Origin of the sequence: Cytobacillus sp. IB215316, assembly GCF_033963865.1 — a bacterium.
Taxonomy (GTDB): domain Bacteria; phylum Bacillota; class Bacilli; order Bacillales; family SM2101; genus Nanhaiella; species Nanhaiella sioensis.
The window spans coordinates 23,978-45,355 of sequence record NZ_JAXBMC010000001.1 but is presented as its reverse complement, the minus strand read 5'-3'; the positions used below and the strand labels follow the sequence as shown (position 1 = coordinate 45,355).

The following is a 21,378-nucleotide window of genomic DNA, read 5'->3' as shown; positions in this document are numbered from 1 at the left end:
TGATGATTCATGAGTTTTTTATTAATCAACAATATTCATCACACATACTTTTCTAAATCATCAGCAACCACCGCACTCGAAAATATTAACCTAGCAATTAACGAAGGGGAATTTATTTCATTTATTGGACCAAGTGGCTGTGGGAAGACAACGCTACTTTCCATTATTGCTGGACTTTTACAGCCTACTAAAGGTGATGTTCTTCTAAAAGACACAAAAGTGACAGCAGCTGCCCACACTATCGGCTACATGCTCCAGCAAGATTATTTATTTCCTTGGAGAACGATTGAAGAAAATATTTTATTAGGATTAAAACTCAATCATAAGTTATGTGAGAGAACAAAAGAGAAAGCTATTCAACTATTACAAGAAATCGGGTTAGAGGGAACCGAAAAGCTGTACCCAAGGCAGCTCTCTGGGGGGATGCGTCAAAGAGCAGCGCTAGTTAGAACTTTAGTTACTGACCCACAAATTTTTTTACTAGATGAACCTTTTTCTGCACTTGACTTTCAAACGAAACTTAAATTAGAAGATCTCGTATCAAACACTTTAAAGGAATACAAAAAAACTACCCTACTTGTAACACATGATATTGGAGAAGCAATTGCAATGAGCGACCGCATTATATTACTGAATGCAAATCCAGGTAGAATATCCGAAACATTCGTTATTCCAAACACATTAAGTAAACTACCTCCATTTAATGCAAGGCAACACCCCATATATGCTGATCTTTTCCAGAAGGTTTGGAAGGAGTTGGATAAACTTGACATCTCAAACAAAATATAGCGACCTTCATGCCCAATACTTGTATCAGCTAAAAAAAGAAAAACGCGTAGTAAGAATTTATCAACTGCTCATTTTTATTGTATTTTTTTCAAGTTGGGAAATAGCTAGCTACTTTAAGTTGATAGATCCACTATTATTCAGTTCTCCTTCAAAAATCACAAAATTATTAATTGAAAAAGTAACAGATGGGACGCTATTTGTTCATATAGGTGTCACATTATTCGAAACCGTGCTTGGCTTTATTTTAGGCACCTTATTAGGAACCATCTTGGCTGCACTCTTATGGTGGTCACCACGCCTTTCCAACATACTAGACCCTTACCTTGTTATTTTAAATGCGATGCCAAAGGTTGCACTAGGACCTATATTAATCGTTGCCTTAGGACCTGGATTTACTTCCATTATCGCTATGGGAACTATCATATCAGTAATTATTACAACGATTGTTGTTTATACCTCTTTTAAAGAGTTAGATCCAAATTATTTAAAAGTATTACACTCATTTGGAGCTTCCAAAAGACAATCATTTTTTGAAGCAGTACTTCCTTCTTCATTTCCAACGATTATTTCGACACTTAAAGTCAATGTAGGACTTTCATGGGTTGGTGTAATCGTAGGGGAATTTTTAGTATCTGGTAAAGGACTTGGGTACATGATTATATATGGTTTTCAAGTATTTAACTTCACACTCGTTCTCCTAAGTTTATTAATTATTGCAGTTTTTGCTACAATTATGTACCATGGCGTTGAATACCTAGAAAGAAAACTGATCAAAGATGTTTAAATGGAGCTAAAGGGTAAAAGAAATGTGCAACAGTCTTCCTAATCGAAAGCTAAAGACATTTAAAGCTCGCACAAGGACCTGAAGATATATAGACCTTGTTGCGAGCTTATTGGTTATTCATTAATTAATTCTCTTATTCGTTTAAGACTATTTTGTAGTACCCCATCCTTCATGATAAAGCTATAAGAATCATTATAAGCAATATTATCAGGGAGATGATCGAGTAACACAGGCCCCTTTGTTTCGTAGTATGTTGGTTGTTCCTCAACTGAATTGATATTTGCAAAATAGATATTTTTTATAATCCTCTTCTCTTTTCCCATCACCATATATTGACCGATATACCGAAGATCAATAATGTTACCACCTGTTTCCTCCTTCACTTCACGAATTGCCGCTTGTTCTGGAGTTTCTCCTTCTTCGACATTACCTCCAGGAAATTCTAGACCTCGTGTAGCATGATTTGTTACAAGCCATTGTTTGTAAAACCTACATATGACCCATACATGCTTAGGAGATAAAGAAAATGGATGATTGTCAAATGAGAGGTAAACATCATTAAAATAATAGTCCTTAAATTGTATTTCCATTGCACTTCTCCGCTCCAACTGTTTAATTATAAAAATATTAACATAATTTATTAAATTTATCATGACTAGTAAGATTTGTAAATTTTTATTTTCAATTAAAAGTACACTTGTTATAATACATATTGAGGAACGAATCAAACAAATCTCCCAGATTTATCTACTAATATATATTAAAAATAAGGTTTGTGAAACTTCCTTTATGTTAAATCGTATACATAGTATACACTTTATGAGGAGGAACGATATTGAAAAAGCTAATAACTACTATGTTTGCTGTATCTTTTATATTACTACTCGCAGCTTGTTCTTCATCAGATGCTGATGTAAATGATTTGTTTAACAAATCAATGGAAGCTGCTAAAGATCTAAATAGTTTTTCAGTTGATATGGTAATGGATCAAACAATTGAAGTGGGAACAGAGAGTATGCCCCAAAACATGGAAATTTATTTAGATATGGTGCAAGAACCACTAACGATGTATCAACAGATGTCTATATCTATGGGCGATATGATGAATATAGATACAGAATCATATTTTACTGATGAAGGATTTTTCATGTATGATTCAATGAGTAACATGTGGCAAAAACTTCCTAGTGAGCAATTTGAAAACATTATGCAAATGGCTGATAATCAACAATCACCTATCAATTCTCTGAAGCAAATGGAAAAGTTTGTTGATGATTTTGAACTTATCGAAGAAGATAGCCAATACATCTTTAAACTTTCTTCTACAGATGAAAAAATGAAAGATTTAATTACTTCAATGATTCCACAGGATCAACTTGCTGGTGCTGGAATGGCAGACGATATAGACCAATTAATGGAGAATATGACTATCTCAACGTTAGAATATGAGATAACTATTGATAAAGAGACTTACTATCCAAAAAATATTTCAATGATTATGGACTCAACGATGACAATGGAGGGAGAGACTGTCGGATTCTACCAAGAAATGACAGGTGAATACTCTAACTTTAATGAAGTCAATGAAATTTCTGTTCCTGAAGAAGTTATAAACACAGCAACTGAAAGTCCTTTTTAATCATATTGAGGTCACTCATAGTTAAGAGTGACCTTTCTCCATAAAGTGTTCCAAGGCACCTTCACCTCTTCTAACAAAGCACCAAGAAACTGCTTTGATTAGGCTCTTTTCGTTAACTTTTTTACTATTTTTTTCTAAAACTGGACAGTATGATGGTCTTATGAAAACTCGATAATTTTAGTAGTAGAAAAGATGACACGAACGCTAGGAACGAAAATCAACAATTAATCGAAAACAGTCTTTAATTTAGAAAAAATTAAACAATTTTATAGAAAGAACCTATCTTAAAATTTGTCGTTCCAAACCCACCTATTGTACTATGAATTTCAGTGCACTTCTCCACAGCTTTACTCACGACATAAACTATACAAGTAATACATTTTATGTTTTTTCATTGAAAAATACATCATGTAACAGTCCTTGCTCTTCAATAAATTCTCTAGTTTTTTTATCCCCTAATTGGTAAATTAATTGAAGTATTTTTTCGAGGGTTTCATCATAGGCGTCATTTTGTTTATCATCATGATATTGAATATACGGGATGTGTGCCCTGAAAAAATTTTGCCATTCTGTTGAATAATTTTGGTCAAAATATTCACGTAATGTTGTAATTTCTTCGTCTGTTGCAAATACTTTATAATTCCAAGGAGATGCTGTACTTAATCTAGAAATTTCTCCACTTCCTAAAGAGATATAATAAGCTTCCTTCTCTTTACTCATAATTATTCAACTCCTATATTTGCTTAAATATAGGTTTTTCTATCAAGAGTAAAATATACACATAATATATCCCTCTTGCTTACTGATTATTGCGATCTCTTAACAATTTAATCGCTCGAGTAAGAACTTTTGGAACAGGTACTCCAGCCCTTCCGGCATTTTCAATAATCGATAGCAATTCATTAGAAAGATAAAAAAAGATTGTGGTATCACGTAAAAAATGATATTCTCCTAGAATGAGGTCTATTAAATGAGCAATTGCAACTAATGCAAATATAAATATCTTTTGCATAATTCCTTTAAACCCTATTCTGCTGGACAAAGACCCCTCTATAGTTGCAGATATCATTCCGGTCACATAATCAATGATTACAAATACGAGTAAAATTACCATTAATTTGTCCCAACCACCGAATAGGAATGTCACTGTGGAACATAAAAATGAAAAAGCCACGATAAAAATATATTTTTCCAACATTACCTTCCTTTCTTTGGATATCTGGTTAACAAGTGAAATTAAGCTTTTCCCTTACTTCAAGTTATGAGAAACTTAACATATTGATTGAGTGAATGCCTTATAAAGTGGACATTGTAACCTAATTATTATGAATTTATTTTGTTTGACAGTCATAGACTATAGGATAATCAATATATTGGAGTGAGAAGAATGAAGTTAGTCGATGAACTTTATGATATGTATCGTCATAAATTAACAGGTGACGAAGAAGATGCTGAAATTCTTACATTGGCGCTACTAGAACAATTAGATCGAAATGATATCTTGTCAATGGTTGAGGAACTAAGTGATTATGAATTAGTTGGTTTAGTTAGCTTATATATCACTGAAAAGCTAAAGGGGAAAATAGCGCGAGATGGAGTAGGTAATAACAGACGATCATCCATTTCTGAATTACGAAATCTTCATTGATTTTCTCTCCTTCATTTCATAAGACTCTTTTCGTAAACTTTGTTGTAACAGTTCCTAAACTAGAAGATATAGATGTCGATTTACCCAACAGTCATCGTTGTAAGAGAAAATGACACGAAATCTAGGTGTATACGTATTTATATTATTTATACGAAAAACAAACAAACTATGCGAAAATAGCCTTTTATAAACAACATATTCGGTCATTATGAGTATTCATGAAGGAGGGTAAATTTTGCTTGCTGTTTTAATAATATCAATTATTATCGTCCTTGGTGTTCTTTTTATAACCTTAATGACAACCTCAAAAGCATATCAATATGAGCATACAGTTGACGATTTACAAGAAAACCCCAATATCAAAACCGAAGATAAAACACCTTAACTAACAACTGCTATATTTACATAAATTACAAATCATTGTGTACAAGCCAAAAACTGATCTTACTATTCGTTATTGTTATCGATGAAACAGTTGACAGTTTAGTAACTAAATTGCAAAAAACCCACCTTGGAAGAGGTGGGGCAAGTACAATAAAACATTACCATAAATTTTTCGTTCCGTGGAGAGAATAAAAGACCCTCCTTTAATATTAAGTTATGTTAAACTTTTCACGATATGTAAACCTCACTCCATTAACCCTAGTTCAACTGCACGATGAGCGATTAAATCATCTACATCGCTTGGTAGACCGTCCAAAGATCCAAATTCATGTTCCCAAATGTTAGCAAATGAATCAACACACGATGGAAATGTTAATTGATTAGCATACTTAGCTTCTTCTTTAAACGCCTTAATTAGACTTTCTTGATTCATAACCATCATTTATCTCTCCTTAGTGAATAAATAAATAGGGCAGACCCGATGAAGAGCCTGCGCCAGCTTATTTTCCTTATGAAAAATGATTAACTTGGTGTGAATGTTCTACAGTCTGTCTCTTCTGTGCTATTTGCAGAAGTACCACTGTGGCTAATTACATATATTTCCTGCGCATTGCATTGGTTTCCCTGTTTCCAATAATGACAATTATTTACCTCACATAAAACATCTTTTGCCATAATTCCTTACCCCCTAAAAAAATGATACATAATATATCATTTGTTTTTAGGAATTTTTCATACCATATAATAATTGTAAAATTACCCCTATTCACTTTACATTCATTTGCATAAATTAATTGGATTTCTTTTTTCTAAACAAACAGAAGCTGTTTAATATCCAATAACGAAAGTTATTGTCCATGTATTTTTAGTATACAAAACAACAATCTATGCAAAAACAATGTCGGTAAGTATCCTACTTCTCAATTTTTGATGGATGCATTGATGAATTTTTTTCTGGTACTGGATCAAAGCCACCCGGATGAAAAGGATGACATTTTACAATGCGTCTCATTGTTAACCAGCCACCCTTTAGCGGTCCAAAGCGCTTAATAGCTTCAAGTCCATAGTGAGAACAAGTTGGATAAAAACGACATGTTGGTGGTTTTAAAGGCGATATAACAAGTTGATAAAAACGAATAAATCCAATAAATATTTTTTTAAGCAAAGTGACTCACCCTAACTTTATAATACCTTTAATAAAGGTCATTTCGTAAACTTGTGACTTTTCTTTACTTTACATATGAGTAACTGAAGTGTATTATATGGTTTTTATAGTCTTTGGAGAAGAAAAGATGCCCCAAAGGTTAGTTGTATACGTGTTTAGCTCCTTTTTACGAACAAGCAACAATGAATGCGAAAACAGCCTTAATAAATGATATACTATTTTTAGCTGTATAGAAAATATTATGTTTATCGGGACTCATTACACAATCATCATTAGTGAAAATTTGTGCTTGGACATGTATAATAAAAAAAGAAAAAATGACAATTTATATAGGAGTGGTCATCCATGCCATCTGTTGAAAGTTTTGAATTAGATCATTGTATTGTAAAAGCGCCTTTTGTAAGACATTGTGGCGTTCACAAAGTAGGAAGCGACGGTTTAGTCAATAAATTTGATATTCGCTTTTGTCAGCCAAATAAACAGGCGATGAACCCTGACGCCATTCATACACTTGAACATTTATTAGCTTTTAATATTCGTAAATATGCTGAAAGATACAACCACTTTGATATCATTGATGTGTCTCCTATGGGATGTCAAACTGGCTTCTATTTAGTTGTCAGTGGAGAACCATCTGTAAGTGAAATCATTGATTTATTAGAAGATACATTTAAAGAGGCTGTAGAAATTACTGAAATTCCAGCTGCGAACGAAAAACAATGTGGTCAAGCGAAGCTACATGACCTTGAAGGTGCTAAACGCCTTATGCGTTTTTGGTTAGAACAAACCAAGGAAGACCTTCACCAAGTATTTTAACATGTTCTTCTGAAAGACTGTGTGCTATTTTCACTGAAAAACTCAGCTGGATAAAATCGACGTGCTTATAAAGAAGACAACATCGCACAAACTGTATATACAGTTTTTTCTTAGTATGATAATTATCAATCTATTCCACAAAACCAAATCTAACAAAGGGCAGACCTCACTTCATATAGTATAAATAAGTACTATATGTTGTGGGGTCTGACCCGTATAAAAGACAAATCACTTCATTCCACTAAAGTTGTTACTGAATTTCTTCATTTCTGTTTGAATAGTGTCAAGATCAAGATGTTGTTCTACGATTTCAGCTAATTTTTCAAAGCTTTCCTCCCTTAATCCATTAAATGATGGACGCAAATTAATCGGCGACAAACCTTTCTTAACTCTAAGGTGATTCAACAGCTTTGTTCGAAATAAATCATTATGCATAATACCATGAAAATATGTGCCGATGACATCATACTTGCCTTTTACACATCCATCTGTATGTTTGCCTGTAATAACAAAAGGATTACATTGGTTAAGCTTGCTAGTCACTCCCATATGTATTTCATATCCTGTTACAAATACTTGCTCATCTTCAAATTCCACATAACCCTCAGAAAGGGTCGTCTTCTTTTCCTTTGTAATTGTCGTTTGAATAGGTAAAATACCTAGCCCATGACAACTAACTTGTGATGTTTCAATTAAAAATGGATCTTCAATCATTTCACCTAGCATTTGATAACCACCGCAAATGCCAAAAATAAGCGTATTTTGTTCTTGATGAAGGTACTGAATCCCCTCTGTCAATCCGCTATTATGCAAAAATGTACAATCATCAATTGTATTTTTACTTCCAGGTAAAATAACTAAATCTGGCTTGCCCAACTCCTCTATGTTTGAGACAAACCTCACATGGCAATCTTCTTCAATATGAAATGGATCTATATCTGTAAAATTTGAGATAAATGGATACCTTATGACAGCAATATCAATATCTTTTACACCATTTTGAGACCTATTGTATGTATCTAAAACAACAGAATCTTCGGCATCTATATGAAGCTTAGGAATAAAAGGGACCACACCTAATACTTTTTTACCCGTATAACCTTCGAACCATGTTAGCCCTGATGTTAATAAGTTTATATCTCCACGAAACTTATTAATTATTACACCTACCACTCTGTCACGCTCTTCTTTTGTAAGTAACTGTAATGTACCAACTAAGCTCGCAAATACCCCTCCTTTGTCAATATCCCCAACCAAGATTACAGGAGCGTTAGCCATTTTGGCTACCCGCATATTAACAAGCTCTCGGTCATTTAAATTTATTTCTGCTGGGCTTCCTGCTCCCTCAATCACGATGCGGTCATATTTTTCAGCAAGCCTCTGATATGAATCAGTAATAATCTGTAAGCCTTGTTCAAAGAAATCTTGCCGATACTCGGTAGCCTTCATATTTTTCATAGGCTTACCGTGCACAACAATTTGAGATTGGCTATCTCCAGTAGGTTTAATTAATATGGGATTCATATCTGTTGTTGGTAGAACACGAGCAGCTTCAGCTTGAACGCCTTGTGCTCTCCCTATTTCTTTACCATCTTGTGTAATATAGGAGTTCAAAGCCATATTTTGTGATTTAAAGGGTGCTGTTTTATATCCAGCATTAGCAAACATCCGACAAAATGCTGTCGCAATTACGCTTTTTCCACTATCTGAATGTGTACCCTGAATCATAATTGGAAATCCTTTTTCCACTGTTATCCCCTCAATTTAATAGATTATTATCATGTTAGATCATATAAAATGTTGTGTTCTGAAACAAAACAAACTCAATATTTTGTGAATTTGAGAAAAATTTGTTTCAATGTTTATATCAAAACCCGAGAGTTTGTAATTACAACAAGAAATAAATTGTAAAAATTATAATGATGACAATAAAGAATGAAGATAAAAAGAAAATGAATAACTTTGGTGATTGAAATGTCCCTTCATTTATATCATGTTGTTTTTGTAGATAGTTCTTTGTAGAAAAAATGATTGTGGCTATCCCCAATATTACAGATAGAATTTCAACAATATTCGCAATAAAACTCACAGACTTTGTCATAGTTCGTGGAAACGTAAAATGTAAATTTGCAATGAGAAAACCCACTCCAATAATAGCTATTGCAGTTCTAATCCAAGCTAAATACGTTCTTTCATTAGCTAAATGTTGTTGTATATATTTTGAATCAGTCGTTTCCTTCATAAAATTCACCTTCTTAAATTATGGCTATTTTCACATCGTTTGTTGCTTTTCCCTCTAAGAATTAAAATACGCTTAAGCCAAGCGGTCCTGGTATCTTTTCTTATGTTATATGACGTCAATTGCATCAATTTATTTGATGCTGTCCTAAAATAGTCTCAATGGCAACATTGTTTACGAAAAGAGCTTTACGAAAAGAGCTTAAATGAAAAAATGAGACGTTTGTATTATCAAAAGTCCCATTTTTAAAGTTAATTCTCTAACTGCTCTAGTCTTCCAGAATCTAAATGAAATAAAAAGCCTAAGATTTGTATCCCTTCCCCATACTTTTTATAGATTGGATGACTTTTTAGCTTTTCAATTTGCTTTATGACATTGACTCTAGACATATCGTCTAAGGATAAACTCTCTGATCGGTCTTCTAACGGTAAGTTTTCCTTAATACTATTAACCCAGTATTGGAGCTCTGGTTCTTGATTATTATTACATGCAGCTGCAACACCACCACAATTTGTATGACCCTCTATAATTATTTTTTTTACTTTCAGATGATGAAGAGCATAGTATAAACTCGCCGAAAAACTCTCATCGTCTTTATTTACTTGATTGGCAATATTACGATGAACAAACATTGTACCCAACGGCATTTGGCTTATCACTGAAGGACTGACTCTTGAATCACAACAACTTAACACGAAATATTCAGGGCTTTGTCCTTTTGAAAGCTCTGAGAAATATAGTTTATTTTCAGATATAGTTTCCTTAACAAATAGTTCATTTTGTTTTTGAATGTCCATTATAAGCCTCCTGTAATGGTCTTATTGCAGATTTAACGCATGCTGTAAGGAAAGATAATTAATATTTTTCCCATATTTGCTCTCCCAATCTGCTCGTTTCACTAAATCTTTTACTGGACCCTTCATGCCAGCAATTAATATTTCTATATTCGCTTGCTTGTAGTCATCAATGATCTTTTCAAGCTCATCAATTGAAACAGCATCTATCGCATTGACACTTGAAAAGTCTAAGACGATCTTAGTCGTAGTGGGATGGTCTGCAATTTCTTTTCTTAGTTGTTCTTCGAAGAAACCCATATTTGCAAAATATAATGAAGCATCTATCCGAAAAATAATGGTGTCTTTGAACGTTTTTGCGTTTTCATACCGTTTAATATTTCGGAACACATTTTCTTGTTCAATATACCCTAATTGTGCAACATGAGGATATGCGCTTCTCCAAATAAACACAAGTAGTGAAAAAGCAATACCAATTAAAATACCTTCTTCGATACTTGTAACTAATGTAGCTATAAAGGCTACGATAAGTGTCCAACCGTCTACCTTTTTTATTTTAAACAAATGCACTGCTTCTTTCACATCAATTAAGCCAAAGACAGCTACCATAATAATCGCCGCTAACACGACGTTAGGCAAATAGTAAAATAATGGTGTAAAAAATAACAATGAGATAATAATTAAAACTGCGGTAATGATTGAAGCTAATCCAGTTTTAGCACCTGCTTGATAGTTAACTGCTGATCTCGAAAATCCACCCGTCACTGGGTATGCTGAAAAGAAAGAACCGACAATATTGGCTAGTCCTAAACCTGATAATTCTTGATTTGAGTTTATTTTATCATTTTCCTTCGCTGCAATTGCTTTTGCAACTGCAATTGATTCCATAAAACCAACAAATGAAATAGTCAAAGCAATCGGAAGCAAGCTTGTGATCGAGCTGATGTCAAATGCAGGTAATGATATTGATGGTATCCCTCTAGGGACTTCTCCAACAATACTTACACCTAACGCTTGAAGGTTTAAAAAGTATACAAGTAATGATCCACCGACTACAACAATTAATGCTGCAGGGAAACGGGGATAGTTTTTCTTAAAGTAAAGTAAAATCGCAATGCTTAATGCCCCTATTGATAAAGTGATAAAATTGACATTTCCAATTTGAACAATTGCACCATATAATACTTCGAATACACTTCCTCTTGCGATATCAACTCCTAATAAATGCTTTAGCTGACTTAAACCTATAATTAGTGCTGCTGCAGATGTAAATCCACTAATAACTGCATGTGACAAAAAGTTAACGATGAACCCGAGTCGAAATATACCCATTCCGAACTGAATCACCCCAACCATGAGTGAGAGCAATAATGCATAAGACAAGTATTCACTTGATCCAGGTTCAGCCAATGTTGATACACCTGAAAATACAAGTAAAGACACCATTGCTACAGGGCCTACTGCTAATTGTTTTGATGATCCAAATAAAGCATAAATGATTAAGGGGATAGTGGAGGCGTAAAGTCCTATCACAGGAGGTAAGCCCGCGAGCATTGCATAGGCCATACCTTGAGGAATTAACATGATAGCAACGATAAGACCAGCAGATAAATCTCCCTTAAGATATGACCCTTTATAACTCTTCATCCAATCAACAGCAGGGATAAGGTTCTTTAACATCTTTAATCATTCCTTCATTTTATCATAATTATTGTATAAAATGTTTAGTTTGGGTGTAACAAAAGGGTGTTTAGGACAATGTCACTTACATGAACATTGTCCAAAAAATTTATCTTATTATAAATTCTCTTTTGTTAATTCTGGTGCTATTTAAAACTGAATTACAACAGTAAAAGGGGCGCTTTATCCCCTTGAAAAAGATAAATTGCCTCGTACTCTCTTTTTGTGTGTATTTCGAAAAGGCTATTTTCGCTTTAATTGATAGTTTACGTAATATAAACTAAACACGAATATATCTAACCTTCTAGGCACCTTTCCACCTCAAAATGTGATAAGAATCATATAATACACATCGGTGGCTCTAATTTAAGTGATATAGGCAACAAAGTTTAAGAAAAGATCCTTCGAAAACCAACTGTCCATACAAAAACAGCCTTTTATTACTTATGAATGTGTATGATGAACTGCACAGCGATTAGGTCCAATTTCTAATTCTTGTTGCTTCTCTACTGACGCATTCTCAACCCCACGGTTAATCGCTATGATTTCTTCAAAGTTTGGTGGAGTTTCTGTACTTGCTGACTGTGCTACAAATTCAACAAATTCATCTTCTCTTTGGTTTAACATCACTTCATTTTGCTCACGAATGGTTCCTAATTTCTCACCAATATAACCTTGTTGATTGACTTCATCATCAAAGTCAGCATAATGAGCTGGTAGTACAATTACATCATCAGCAATTTTAGCTACTTTATCGTATACAGTGGTATATAAGTCCTTTGCCCATTCTCTTACCTTACCACCTAAATCTGGTCGTCCTAATCCACTTACAAAAATTGTATCTCCTGAAAAGAGTAGCTTGTCATTCACAAAGAAAGAAACACTCCCTGGGGTATGTCCAGGTGTTTTAATAGCAATGACTTCAAGAGTAACCTTTTCAAACTCAATTGTTTCATGCTCCTCAAACGGTTCATGATTGAACACTGCGCCTTCACTTTTCATGACATAATATTTAGCGCCTGTTTCTACTGCAAGTTGACGCCCACCCGATATATGGTCAGCATGGAGGTGAGAGTCAACAACATGCGTAATTGTAGCCCCTTCATCATCCGCTATTTCTTTATAAATATTAGTAAAACGTGCGGGATCTACGATTAATATTTCTTCGCCAGAAACGATCATATATGATAGGCACCCTTTACCAACTCTAATAAACTGATATACTTTCATATCTTTATCACGATAAACTTCTGTTTTATACAAATATTCACTCCACGACTTCATACCACCTTTTAAATAAGAGGCAGCTAACCCTTCCTCACTGAGCATTTCAGCTACCATTTTCGAAGATCCCTCTTTGGCACAAACAACAAGTATTTCTGTATCTTTTGGTAATTGCTCAATAATATCTTCAACACCATCTAACAGTTCAAAATAAGGTATGTTTAAATGGTCAATATTCACCCCTTCAATTTTCCAATCTTTAAAGTCGCTCTCATTTCGCACGTCAAGAATAAATACTTGTTCTCGTTCAAGGATATTCTCTAATATTTCAGCGCTTGTAATTTCTCTTACACTCATGTATTTTCCCTTCTTTCATTAAAATGTTAGTGAAACATTTGCATCCTTAGCAAAATCTAAAAACGTCACCGCACCGCCGACATCAATACCTTCAACAAAATCCTCTTTTTGTAATTGCATAACATCCATTGTCATTTGACATGCAATCATTTTCACACCTAAATCTTTTGCCATTTGAACTAACTCTGCAATCGGTGGTACTTTAGCAGCTGTAAAACCTTCTTCAAAATGCTCCTTGCCTTGTGGAAGCGGGAGGTTCATATGTGCTTCCTTATGAATCAGGTTAAGTCCTTCAAAGGTGAAGAAAATACCAACCTCTGCGTCAGTTGCAGCTGAAGCAGTGGCTATATTAAACACTTTATAAGCATCAAATAATCCTCCATTGGATGCAATGATTGCTACTTTGTTTGACATCTTTTTTTCCTCCGTATCATTTTTTAAATTTTTTTTAATTGTTTATTAAAGGCTCTACCAATTCCATCAACTTGTTCGGATCGTATCCTAATACCCATTTTCCATTTACTTCTGTTTGAGGAACACCCATATGACCAGTTGCGGCAAGAATTTTTTCTACAGCTTGCTGATTACTCTCAAGGTTAACCTCTTTATAGGGAATTCCTTTATAGGCTAAAAAATTTTTCATTTTAGTACAATAAGGACATGTAGACGTCGTATAGACAGTTACATTTGCCATAACCAATCCCCCTTTCATTAAATTAATTTAGTGGTTTTACCTTTCCAAGTACTCATACCAGGGATGACATTAGTAACTTTTTTAAATCCTTTTTTTGTTAATTGCTGTGCTGCTAAATCACTCCTACTACCAGTTCGACATATTACATAAATATCATCATCTTCATTTACTTCATGGATGCGGCTTGCTAATTCACCAAACGGAATTGATACTGAACCTGGAATATGATTAAAGACAAATTCAGATGGTTCTCTTACGTCTAGGATTACAATATCCTCATCTGTATTTATTTTTGTTAATAACTGTTCATTGTTTATTACAATGGGATGTTTTGTTTCAGCTAATTCTTCATCAGCTGATTTACGTAAATAGTGTCTTATGATGGCACCTTCTTCTATCGTTCCTAAATATTGATTTCCTGTATTTTCTGACCAAGCCTTAAGGTCTGCTGTAGAGCCTTTATCTGTTGCTTGAATTTCTAGTACTTGACCTGGCCGTATGTCATTCATAGCTTTTTTTGTTTTCACGATAGGCATTGGACATGATAAATTTTTTGCATCTAAAACATGATCTGTTTTAATCGAGTTCACTTGAAATACCTCCAAAATAATAATTTCTGAATCACTTACTCACATCTACCCTTTTTTAATCCAAAATTTAAATACGTTGTTTTCATCAGTCGATTTCAACAATTCATGGCCTGTAGCATTTGCCCATGCTGTAAGATCTTTTGTTGCACCTTTGTCAGTAGCATGTATTTCTAAAATTTCACCTGAATTCATTTCATTAATTGCTCTCTTTGTTTTTACGATTGGCATTGGACATGATAAGCCTTTTGTGTCGAGTACTTTATTTGAAATCAATTTGTCTCCTCCTTATATACCCATAAGGGTATTTATATATATAAATTTTTTTATTCAATATGATCAAGTGTAATTAAATAGTTTATTCAATATACATTCGGGGTATTATCTCAGCTGTTACAAACGGCTAGAACTACGAGCAATATACGCAAATAGTCTCAGATGAACAGGTTTACATTTCCATCCTCTGCGTCCGCTAAATAAGCACCAACTCCAGCAAACTCAACGCCATCGATAATTTCTTCCTTTTTAAGCCCTAATAAGTCTACAGTCATTTGACAAGCTACCAGTTTTATTTCTTGCTCCTTCGCCATATCTATCAACTGCGGAACAGGCACAGCATTATGCTTTTTAATAATATTTTTAATTAGTTTTGGACCCATTCCTCCAAAGTTCATCCTGGATAGTCCCATTCTATCTGCACCTCTAGGCATCATTTTGCCAAACATTTTTTCAACAAAGCCTTTTTTCACTTGAATTGACTGATCCTTTCTTAAAGCATTTAAGCCCCAAAAAGTATGAAAAATAGTTACTTCATGATCATATGCTGCGGCACCATTCGCAATAATATATGCTGCCATTGCCTTATCATAATCACCACTGAATAAGACAATTGTTGTCTTTTTTACTTCTCCCATTGCTTCAACCCTCCCTTTTTTACCCCTAAGGGTATATTGTTTAACAAAAAAATTTAGATACCATATTTAATGTTTCGACTTATTACCTTTACCCCTATGAGTATTTTATTATATATTTTAATTTTTATCAACAAATAAATCTTATTTATGAATTTTTTTTTAAAACACGTATTTGTCAACGTTATGTCACTGAAACTTTCTTGTTTTTTCACAACTCTTAAGTATACTACCGATAAAAAAGTGTTCTAGGGTGGAAATCAATGATAAAGAAAATGATTACCTTCACATTATTTATTAGTTTTACTATGTTTCCAATGGAGTCAAACGCTCAACAGAGCCATTTATTGATCGTAATGCCTGGCACTTCTATTCAACAGGTTATAAACAAAGCACCAGAAGGAGGAAAAGTCGTTATAACAAAAGGAGTATACAAGGAAAACATCTTTATTGAAAAACCTATTTACTTAATTGCTGAAGAAGGGGTAATCCTACACGGAAATAACACCGGTTCAGTAATTACAATCAAATCACCAGAGGTGATTGTAGAAGGTTTTCACATTACTCAAAGCGGAAGAGATGACAATGATGCAGGTATCTTCGTCAAGTCCTCTAACGTGACAATTAAATCTAATACATTTACTGATGTTCATTTTGGTATTTACGTTGAAGGAAATGACAACCTCATTGTTAATAATTTTATCACGAGCTACCCTGTACATTTTGCTAAACGTGGTAACGGTGTTCACCTGTTTTCTGGCAATAACAATGTTGTGAAAGAAAATACAATTAACAAAGTGCAAGATGGCGTGTATATTGATTTTGCAACAAATAGTAAAGTTATTGATAATGAAATCACTCAATCACGTTATGCTGTACATTTCATGTATGGTGAAGGTGGAGTTGTACAGGGGAATTATTTAGTCTCCAACATCAATGGATTAATGATTATGGCATCCGAAAGAATTTACATTTATGCCAATACTTTCGCAAAGCAGCTTAGCTACCATGGATACGGAGCGCTTATTTATGATTCCGATGATATTTCCTTAATTGACAACAAAATGATACAAAATAGTAACGGTATAGCTCTACAAAATGCACGTCAATGTGAAGTCAATCATAATGTCGTTGCTGGAAATCATGTAGGTATAAGTATTTTAGCTAACAATGAAGATTGCAAGATTACTAACAATAACTTTATAGGAAACGTAGCTCAAATAAAATTGATCACAGAAGAAAAGGGATTTTACAACAACTATTGGGATGATTATCGCTCATTTGATTTAAGCGGGGATGGCATAGGAGAACTACCATATAAAACAGGTTCAATGTATAACGAAATACTAAGTAAGCAGCCTTATATTCAGTTCTATTTTGAAAGTCCTGCTATTAAAATATGGACTACCGTTGAATCAATGGTCCCATCGTTAAGCGTTGCAAACATTGTTGATCCATTTCCACTTGTGGAACCAATTTCTATTTCAACAGACATTACTGAGATGCATGAAAGAAATATAGCCATTGGCTTTATTGCAATATTGTTTCTACTTATAAGTAGCTTTATATTTTATATTGGGAGGATGTAGTGATGCAACGAAATTATGTACTGCTTTCTACAATAATGATTACAATCCTATTATCATCTTGTAGTAAAGAGATTTCTTTTAAACCACGAGAAATTAATCCAGATATAGATATTTGTACGATTTGTAACATGAGTGTTGCACATATCGATCATGCAACAGAGGTCATATTAGACAATGGTGAAATTCTAACTTTCGATGATATTGGTTGTATGATCGAATACATAGAAAGTAGTGAAGAAAATAATACAGCAATCAACAAATCATATGTTCGCGATATTAAATCTAACGAATGGATTGAATTACAAGATGCACACTTTGCCTATCATCAAGAATTTTGGACACCGATGGCTTATGGAGTTATATCTTTTGCCACGAAACAACAAGCCGAGTCTTATATTGAAGAAGAAAAAAAAGGTGAGCTGCTAAAATATGTTGATTTGTTCAATCATAACTGGGATGGATTTTAATGATGAGCATATGGATTATAGCGAAACAAGAACTAAAGCTTATGACGAGAAGTAGATGGATTCCAAGTTTTGCTTTGTTATTTACGACCTTAGCAGTTACTATTGTTTATTTTAGTGGAATAAATACTGAAGCGGGCTACGATGGTTTTACTAGAATGACTGGTAGTCTTTTAAATCTATCTTTATTTCTTATTCCTTTAGTCACTCTATTAACAGGGAGCTCATTTATTGCTGGTGAAAAGGAAGACGGTGGCTTTTCTTTGTTATTAACATACGCGCTACCGCCTCGAAAGATTCTAATTGGGAAATATATTGGCATGTTGATAGCTCTAGCTTCTGTTATTTTCCTAGGCTATGGCTTAGCTGGAGTGATACTATTATTACAGCATGGTAGTATATCAACTACATTATTTTTATTATTCGTATTTTTTACATTACTATTAACGATGATGTTTTTAGCGGTTGCAATATGCATCGGAGTTATATCTACTAATCGTTTTGAAGCATTAGGACTTAGTCTAGTAGTTTGGGCTACACTCGTGTTATTTTACGAATTTGGCGTCGTAGGTTTAATTACATTTGTTGATCGTTCATTTGTTTTACCAATCATTACGGTATCAACATTATTAAATCCAGTAGAAATTATAAGAGTGTGGACAATATTGATGATGAATAGCGGAGAAATATTTGGACCGACATTGTATGATTTCACAGTTTGGGCACAAGGAATGATAGGCAATATCGCATTTTCTTCAGCAACGACCTTATGGATAATATCGCCATTAATACTAGCAAACCTATTTGTGAAGAAGGGGATTAGAAATGAGTAAACTGGACATCGTGATAGAATGCCATAATGTCACAAAAATTTATAATAACAATAATCAAGTACAAAATATCCATTTTACAGTTCAAAAAGGAACATGTCTTGCTCTTTGTGGCAGTAATGGTGCTGGGAAAAGTACTATTATAAAGATGCTAATCGGTATTATTACTCCCACATCTGGAGAAATCTATTTGAATAAACATACAGTTTCTGCTAAAAACACCTTCTATAAATCAATGTTTTCTTATATGCCGGATAGCATGGTTTTCCCGAAAACTTTAACTGGATATGAAGTACTCACTTTTTTTGCAAAGCTAGAAAAATTGCCACTCAATCAAGTAACAAAATTTATTCGCTTAGTCGGGTTAGAGAACGACCAACATAAAAAAGTAAAAGAATATTCAAAGGGGATGCAGCAAAGACTTGCACTCGCTCAAGCTTTGTTATCTGAATCACCTATCCTCGTATTAGATGAACCAACTAACGGACTGGACCCATACTGGGTACGTCGCTTTAAACAAATTATCAAACATGAACAAGAGAAAGGCAAAACGATCATTTTTTCATCTCATGTCCTTTCAGTTGTTGAAGATCTTGCAGATACAGTTGTTTTTATCAATCAAGGTCAAATGCTAATCAATGATTCAATTCACAATCTGTGCAGTAGAGATGGCGAATATCGATCTCTTGAAGAAGTTTTCTTTCATTCAGTTCACTCCAGCGTATAATAAGCCAATGAACAAACTTATTATACTAAAGGCTGTTTTCTCATTGATTGTGTTTTTTTATTAAGAAAATCTTTTCTTCTGAACAACAATGCCGAACAATATAAAACCACTTTTTATAATATTAATTTGATAACAATAGCAACAATGTTTACGAAAATAGCTCTACTAAAAAACACCGACCAGAATCTAAATCTTGGACGGTGTTTTTAGTAGAACTATTTTTGCATATTGCACAGAATATTGTTTTTTCCATACGAATTAATGATCGCGTACAGTCTTTTCTTTAGGCTAACTTTATGTTGTATGATGTTTATTACACTTGCACAAATCGCATTCACAGCATCTTTACTACTTTTAAATTATGGGGCACGGATCAACCCTTGATAATTTTCAGATTTTTTATAAAACACAGCGAAATTTACAAAAAGAGCCTACGTATAAAAACACGAATCCATTAAAGTTATTAACAGCTTTACATCGTTAACCAGGATTACGATTTCATTAACATATTTCACAATATACGTTCTGGCAGCAATATATGGCATCATCTTTTTTCAATCAATTGTTTTGTGTAAGTAATGATCTATTATTATTAATGCTTAATTCCCATCATGGCCTTCTTCGTTTTGCCCCATTTTTTTCATGTAACGTTCATGAGACACATGATCAATTTCATCCCATGAAGAGATAACAGCATTGATGTCTTTACGCTCATCAACAAAGGTTTGAGCAGCTTTTTCTGAGTTAAATAATGCGTAACCATATTTCATAGGTGTTATGATATCCGCTTTTACCGGAACTGAGCCGTCCAGATCAATCCACTCTGATGAATTGTAATCTCTCACCCATTTTGCAATTGCTTGTTCATCCTTGCCTCTTTCATAATTAAGTAAACAGCCAACATCATCAAAAAAATAATGCTCACCATCTTCCATTTGAATTTGTGCTGTAAATACCCCCATTTCATGTTCCATACCATATACCTTCATATCACAGAACGCACACGTATGTTCATCAGTGGGTTCAACAGCAACAACTTCATGTGTATCAATATTTTGTTGTGAGGATAGCTGCTCACCACTAGCCACCTCCGAAGCTTTCTCTACGCCATTTTCGCTATTGCTACACCCCACCAATACTCCTAAACTAATCGTAAGAAAAACCGAGAAAATAAAAAACTTCCTCATATGCATCCCCCCTTAGTATTTTCTACGTTAGCTTAGCAACTAAATGTGAGGAAACTATGAGAAAATTATTTAAAAGTATTTTCTTCACTATATTGTCATTTTTATCCGACTAAATCATGATATCCTATTTCTCCCTTCCAAGAGAGCATACCACCAATCATATTTATTGCTCTAAAACCTTGTCCTTCTAAGAAGCGTGTAGCTAGACCACTTCTATTTCCTGAACGACATACTATAATATACTCCTTAGATTTGTCTAATTCATGTAAACGAAATTCTAATAAACCTAATGGTATATGAATCGCATTTGGAATGATCCCTGTCCTTACCTCATCTACTTCACGAACATCAATGATATTTAAGGTTTTATTATTTCTTAACGTTTCCTCAACTTCTTTACTAGTTATCTGCTTCATCTTCATTCTCCAGTCTTTTTACCCATAAGGGTATATTTTTTTCTAAAAAAAGGGTCTCAGCCCTTTCACTTACGCTAATTGCTATTTGTACTAAGATATAAACACGTATTCAACTGCTTATAGTATCGTAAATATCAATAGCAGCAAATCTTAACAAAGAGTCCTCATTCAAAAATTAATTATCTACTTTTAACTAATAAATTTACTGCTTCTTTCACTATTTCTTCTTTTTTATAGCCCTTTTCATCAGCGTTTTCGACACACTCAACTAAATTAGAGCTAACGATTACACCAATTGTACGATCGATGGCAGCTCGTGCTGCTGATAATTGTGTAATTACCTCTTTACAGTCTTTGTCTTCCTCCATCATTTTTAAGACTCCTCTAATTTGTCCTTCAGTTCTTTTTACTCTATTCTTCACTTGATTATTGTATTCCATTTTTACACCACCTA

Annotated in this window: 29 protein-coding genes; 10 read left to right on the top strand and 19 right to left on the bottom strand. The window is 33.9% G+C overall.

Going from position 1 to position 21,378, the window contains the following annotated elements; translation table 11 throughout:
• Positions 1 to 9 precede the first annotated feature (9 nt).
• Together SLH48_RS00235 and SLH48_RS00230 are read left to right on the top strand one after the other, a co-directional pair.
• A complete protein-coding gene (locus SLH48_RS00235) occupies positions 10 to 789 on the top strand; it encodes an ABC transporter ATP-binding protein (RefSeq protein WP_320256614.1) in 780 nt (259 codons plus the stop codon).
• Positions 767 to 1,573: an ABC transporter permease gene (locus tag SLH48_RS00230; protein ID WP_320256613.1), complete on the top strand. Its 807-nt coding sequence runs from the start codon at positions 767 to 769 to the stop codon at positions 1,571 to 1,573. Before SLH48_RS00235 ends, SLH48_RS00230 begins: the two co-directional genes overlap by 23 nt.
• A 113-nt stretch (positions 1,574 to 1,686) precedes the next feature.
• Here SLH48_RS00230 and ytkD read toward each other — a convergent pair whose 3' ends face one another.
• Positions 1,687 to 2,163: an RNA deprotection pyrophosphohydrolase gene (gene ytkD, locus SLH48_RS00225; protein ID WP_320256612.1), complete on the bottom strand. Its 477-nt coding sequence runs from the start codon at positions 2,161 to 2,163 to the stop codon at positions 1,687 to 1,689.
• Positions 2,164 to 2,408: 245 nt separating this feature from the next.
• Between ytkD and SLH48_RS00220 the strand changes: the two genes are divergently transcribed.
• A complete protein-coding gene (locus SLH48_RS00220) occupies positions 2,409 to 3,212 on the top strand; it encodes a DUF6612 family protein (protein WP_214483713.1) in 804 nt (267 codons plus the stop codon).
• Between the two features lie 381 nt (positions 3,213 to 3,593).
• Here the strand turns inward: SLH48_RS00220 and SLH48_RS00215 are convergent, their stop codons facing one another.
• Both SLH48_RS00215 and SLH48_RS00210 read right to left on the bottom strand, forming a co-directional pair.
• Entirely contained in the window at positions 3,594 to 3,932 is a 339-nt protein-coding gene (locus SLH48_RS00215) for a hydrolase (protein ID WP_214483714.1), read from the bottom strand.
• A gap of 79 nt (positions 3,933 to 4,011) precedes the next feature.
• The gene (locus SLH48_RS00210) at positions 4,012 to 4,410 is read right to left on the bottom strand and encodes a holin family protein (RefSeq protein ID WP_214483715.1); all 399 of its coding nucleotides are present in this window, start codon (positions 4,408 to 4,410) and stop codon (positions 4,012 to 4,014) included.
• Between the two features lie 189 nt (positions 4,411 to 4,599).
• On the opposite strand from SLH48_RS00210, the gene SLH48_RS00205 reads away from it, so the two are divergent.
• Together SLH48_RS00205 and ytzI are read left to right on the top strand one after the other, a co-directional pair.
• Complete coding sequence (locus SLH48_RS00205) at positions 4,600 to 4,860, top strand: DUF6154 family protein (RefSeq protein ID WP_214483716.1); 261 nt, start codon at positions 4,600 to 4,602, stop codon at positions 4,858 to 4,860.
• A gap of 235 nt (positions 4,861 to 5,095) precedes the next feature.
• On the top strand, positions 5,096 to 5,245 hold the full coding sequence (gene ytzI, locus SLH48_RS00200) for a YtzI protein (RefSeq protein ID WP_320256611.1): 150 nt from the start codon (positions 5,096 to 5,098) through the stop codon (positions 5,243 to 5,245).
• Between the two features lie 243 nt (positions 5,246 to 5,488).
• Here ytzI and SLH48_RS00195 read toward each other — a convergent pair whose 3' ends face one another.
• The 3 genes from SLH48_RS00195 to yidD all read right to left on the bottom strand — a co-directional run bounded on the left by SLH48_RS00195 (position 5,489) and on the right by yidD (position 6,409).
• Complete coding sequence (locus SLH48_RS00195) at positions 5,489 to 5,683, bottom strand: hypothetical protein (RefSeq protein WP_320256610.1); 195 nt, start codon at positions 5,681 to 5,683, stop codon at positions 5,489 to 5,491.
• Between the two features lie 83 nt (positions 5,684 to 5,766).
• A complete protein-coding gene (locus SLH48_RS00190) occupies positions 5,767 to 5,919 on the bottom strand; it encodes a DUF1540 domain-containing protein (protein ID WP_214483718.1) in 153 nt (50 codons plus the stop codon).
• Positions 5,920 to 6,157: 238 nt separating this feature from the next.
• Positions 6,158 to 6,409, bottom strand: coding sequence for a membrane protein insertion efficiency factor YidD (gene yidD, locus SLH48_RS00185; RefSeq protein ID WP_320256609.1), 252 nt, complete (start codon positions 6,407 to 6,409; stop codon positions 6,158 to 6,160).
• A gap of 345 nt (positions 6,410 to 6,754) precedes the next feature.
• Between yidD and SLH48_RS00180 the strand changes: the two genes are divergently transcribed.
• Positions 6,755 to 7,225 (top strand): S-ribosylhomocysteine lyase, encoded by a 471-nt coding sequence (locus tag SLH48_RS00180; protein ID WP_320256608.1) that lies wholly within the window; start codon positions 6,755 to 6,757, stop codon positions 7,223 to 7,225.
• A 228-nt stretch (positions 7,226 to 7,453) separates the two neighbouring features.
• On the opposite strand, the gene SLH48_RS00175 is transcribed toward SLH48_RS00180, so the two are convergent.
• From SLH48_RS00175 to SLH48_RS00130, 10 genes are all read right to left on the bottom strand, one after another.
• Positions 7,454 to 8,974: a cobyric acid synthase gene (locus SLH48_RS00175; RefSeq protein WP_320256607.1), complete on the bottom strand. Its 1,521-nt coding sequence runs from the start codon at positions 8,972 to 8,974 to the stop codon at positions 7,454 to 7,456.
• Positions 8,975 to 9,113: 139 nt separating this feature from the next.
• Entirely contained in the window at positions 9,114 to 9,467 is a 354-nt protein-coding gene (locus tag SLH48_RS00170; RefSeq protein ID WP_214483722.1) for a YidH family protein, read from the bottom strand.
• Positions 9,468 to 9,715: 248 nt separating this feature from the next.
• Positions 9,716 to 10,261: a carbonic anhydrase gene (locus SLH48_RS00165; RefSeq protein ID WP_320256606.1), complete on the bottom strand. Its 546-nt coding sequence runs from the start codon at positions 10,259 to 10,261 to the stop codon at positions 9,716 to 9,718.
• Between the two features lie 21 nt (positions 10,262 to 10,282).
• On the bottom strand, positions 10,283 to 11,938 hold the full coding sequence (locus SLH48_RS00160; protein WP_320256605.1) for a solute carrier family 26 protein: 1,656 nt from the start codon (positions 11,936 to 11,938) through the stop codon (positions 10,283 to 10,285).
• Positions 11,939 to 12,382: 444 nt separating this feature from the next.
• Entirely contained in the window at positions 12,383 to 13,519 is a 1,137-nt protein-coding gene (locus tag SLH48_RS00155) for an MBL fold metallo-hydrolase (protein ID WP_320256604.1), read from the bottom strand.
• 18 nt (positions 13,520 to 13,537) lie between these two features.
• Entirely contained in the window at positions 13,538 to 13,933 is a 396-nt protein-coding gene (locus SLH48_RS00150) for a DsrE/DsrF/DrsH-like family protein (protein WP_320256603.1), read from the bottom strand.
• A gap of 34 nt (positions 13,934 to 13,967) precedes the next feature.
• On the bottom strand, positions 13,968 to 14,213 hold the full coding sequence (locus tag SLH48_RS00145; protein ID WP_214483727.1) for a glutaredoxin family protein: 246 nt from the start codon (positions 14,211 to 14,213) through the stop codon (positions 13,968 to 13,970).
• A gap of 17 nt (positions 14,214 to 14,230) precedes the next feature.
• A complete protein-coding gene (locus SLH48_RS00140; protein ID WP_320256602.1) occupies positions 14,231 to 14,803 on the bottom strand; it encodes a sulfurtransferase TusA family protein in 573 nt (190 codons plus the stop codon).
• 45 nt (positions 14,804 to 14,848) lie between these two features.
• On the bottom strand, positions 14,849 to 15,076 hold the full coding sequence (locus SLH48_RS00135; RefSeq protein ID WP_320256601.1) for a sulfurtransferase TusA family protein: 228 nt from the start codon (positions 15,074 to 15,076) through the stop codon (positions 14,849 to 14,851).
• 158 nt (positions 15,077 to 15,234) lie between these two features.
• Entirely contained in the window at positions 15,235 to 15,714 is a 480-nt protein-coding gene (locus tag SLH48_RS00130; protein ID WP_214483730.1) for a DsrE/DsrF/DrsH-like family protein, read from the bottom strand.
• A gap of 260 nt (positions 15,715 to 15,974) precedes the next feature.
• On the opposite strand from SLH48_RS00130, the gene nosD reads away from it, so the two are divergent.
• From nosD to SLH48_RS00110, 4 genes are read left to right on the top strand one after another with little or no spacing between them, the layout of a single operon-like run.
• Positions 15,975 to 17,300, top strand: coding sequence for a nitrous oxide reductase family maturation protein NosD (gene nosD, locus SLH48_RS00125; RefSeq protein WP_320256600.1), 1,326 nt, complete (start codon positions 15,975 to 15,977; stop codon positions 17,298 to 17,300).
• A gap of 2 nt (positions 17,301 to 17,302) precedes the next feature.
• Positions 17,303 to 17,767, top strand: coding sequence for a nitrous oxide reductase accessory protein NosL (locus SLH48_RS00120; RefSeq protein ID WP_320256599.1), 465 nt, complete (start codon positions 17,303 to 17,305; stop codon positions 17,765 to 17,767).
• Positions 17,767 to 18,597 carry an ABC transporter permease gene (locus tag SLH48_RS00115; protein WP_320256598.1) on the top strand — a complete coding sequence of 277 codons (831 nt, stop codon included), beginning with the start codon at positions 17,767 to 17,769 and terminating at the stop codon, positions 18,595 to 18,597. Before SLH48_RS00120 ends, SLH48_RS00115 begins: the two co-directional genes overlap by 1 nt.
• Positions 18,590 to 19,321 carry an ABC transporter ATP-binding protein gene (locus SLH48_RS00110; RefSeq protein WP_320256597.1) on the top strand — a complete coding sequence of 244 codons (732 nt, stop codon included), beginning with the start codon at positions 18,590 to 18,592 and terminating at the stop codon, positions 19,319 to 19,321. The genes SLH48_RS00115 and SLH48_RS00110 overlap by 8 nt, the downstream gene beginning before the upstream one ends.
• Before the next feature lie 599 nt (positions 19,322 to 19,920).
• On the opposite strand, the gene SLH48_RS00105 is transcribed toward SLH48_RS00110, so the two are convergent.
• From SLH48_RS00105 to SLH48_RS00095, 3 genes are all read right to left on the bottom strand, one after another.
• A complete protein-coding gene (locus SLH48_RS00105) occupies positions 19,921 to 20,508 on the bottom strand; it encodes a nitrous oxide reductase accessory protein NosL (protein ID WP_320256596.1) in 588 nt (195 codons plus the stop codon).
• A 101-nt stretch (positions 20,509 to 20,609) separates the two neighbouring features.
• Positions 20,610 to 20,924 carry a rhodanese-like domain-containing protein gene (locus SLH48_RS00100; RefSeq protein ID WP_214483735.1) on the bottom strand — a complete coding sequence of 105 codons (315 nt, stop codon included), beginning with the start codon at positions 20,922 to 20,924 and terminating at the stop codon, positions 20,610 to 20,612.
• Between the two features lie 179 nt (positions 20,925 to 21,103).
• Complete coding sequence (locus SLH48_RS00095; protein WP_214483736.1) at positions 21,104 to 21,364, bottom strand: metal-sensitive transcriptional regulator; 261 nt, start codon at positions 21,362 to 21,364, stop codon at positions 21,104 to 21,106.
• Positions 21,365 to 21,378: the final 14 nt, after the last annotated feature.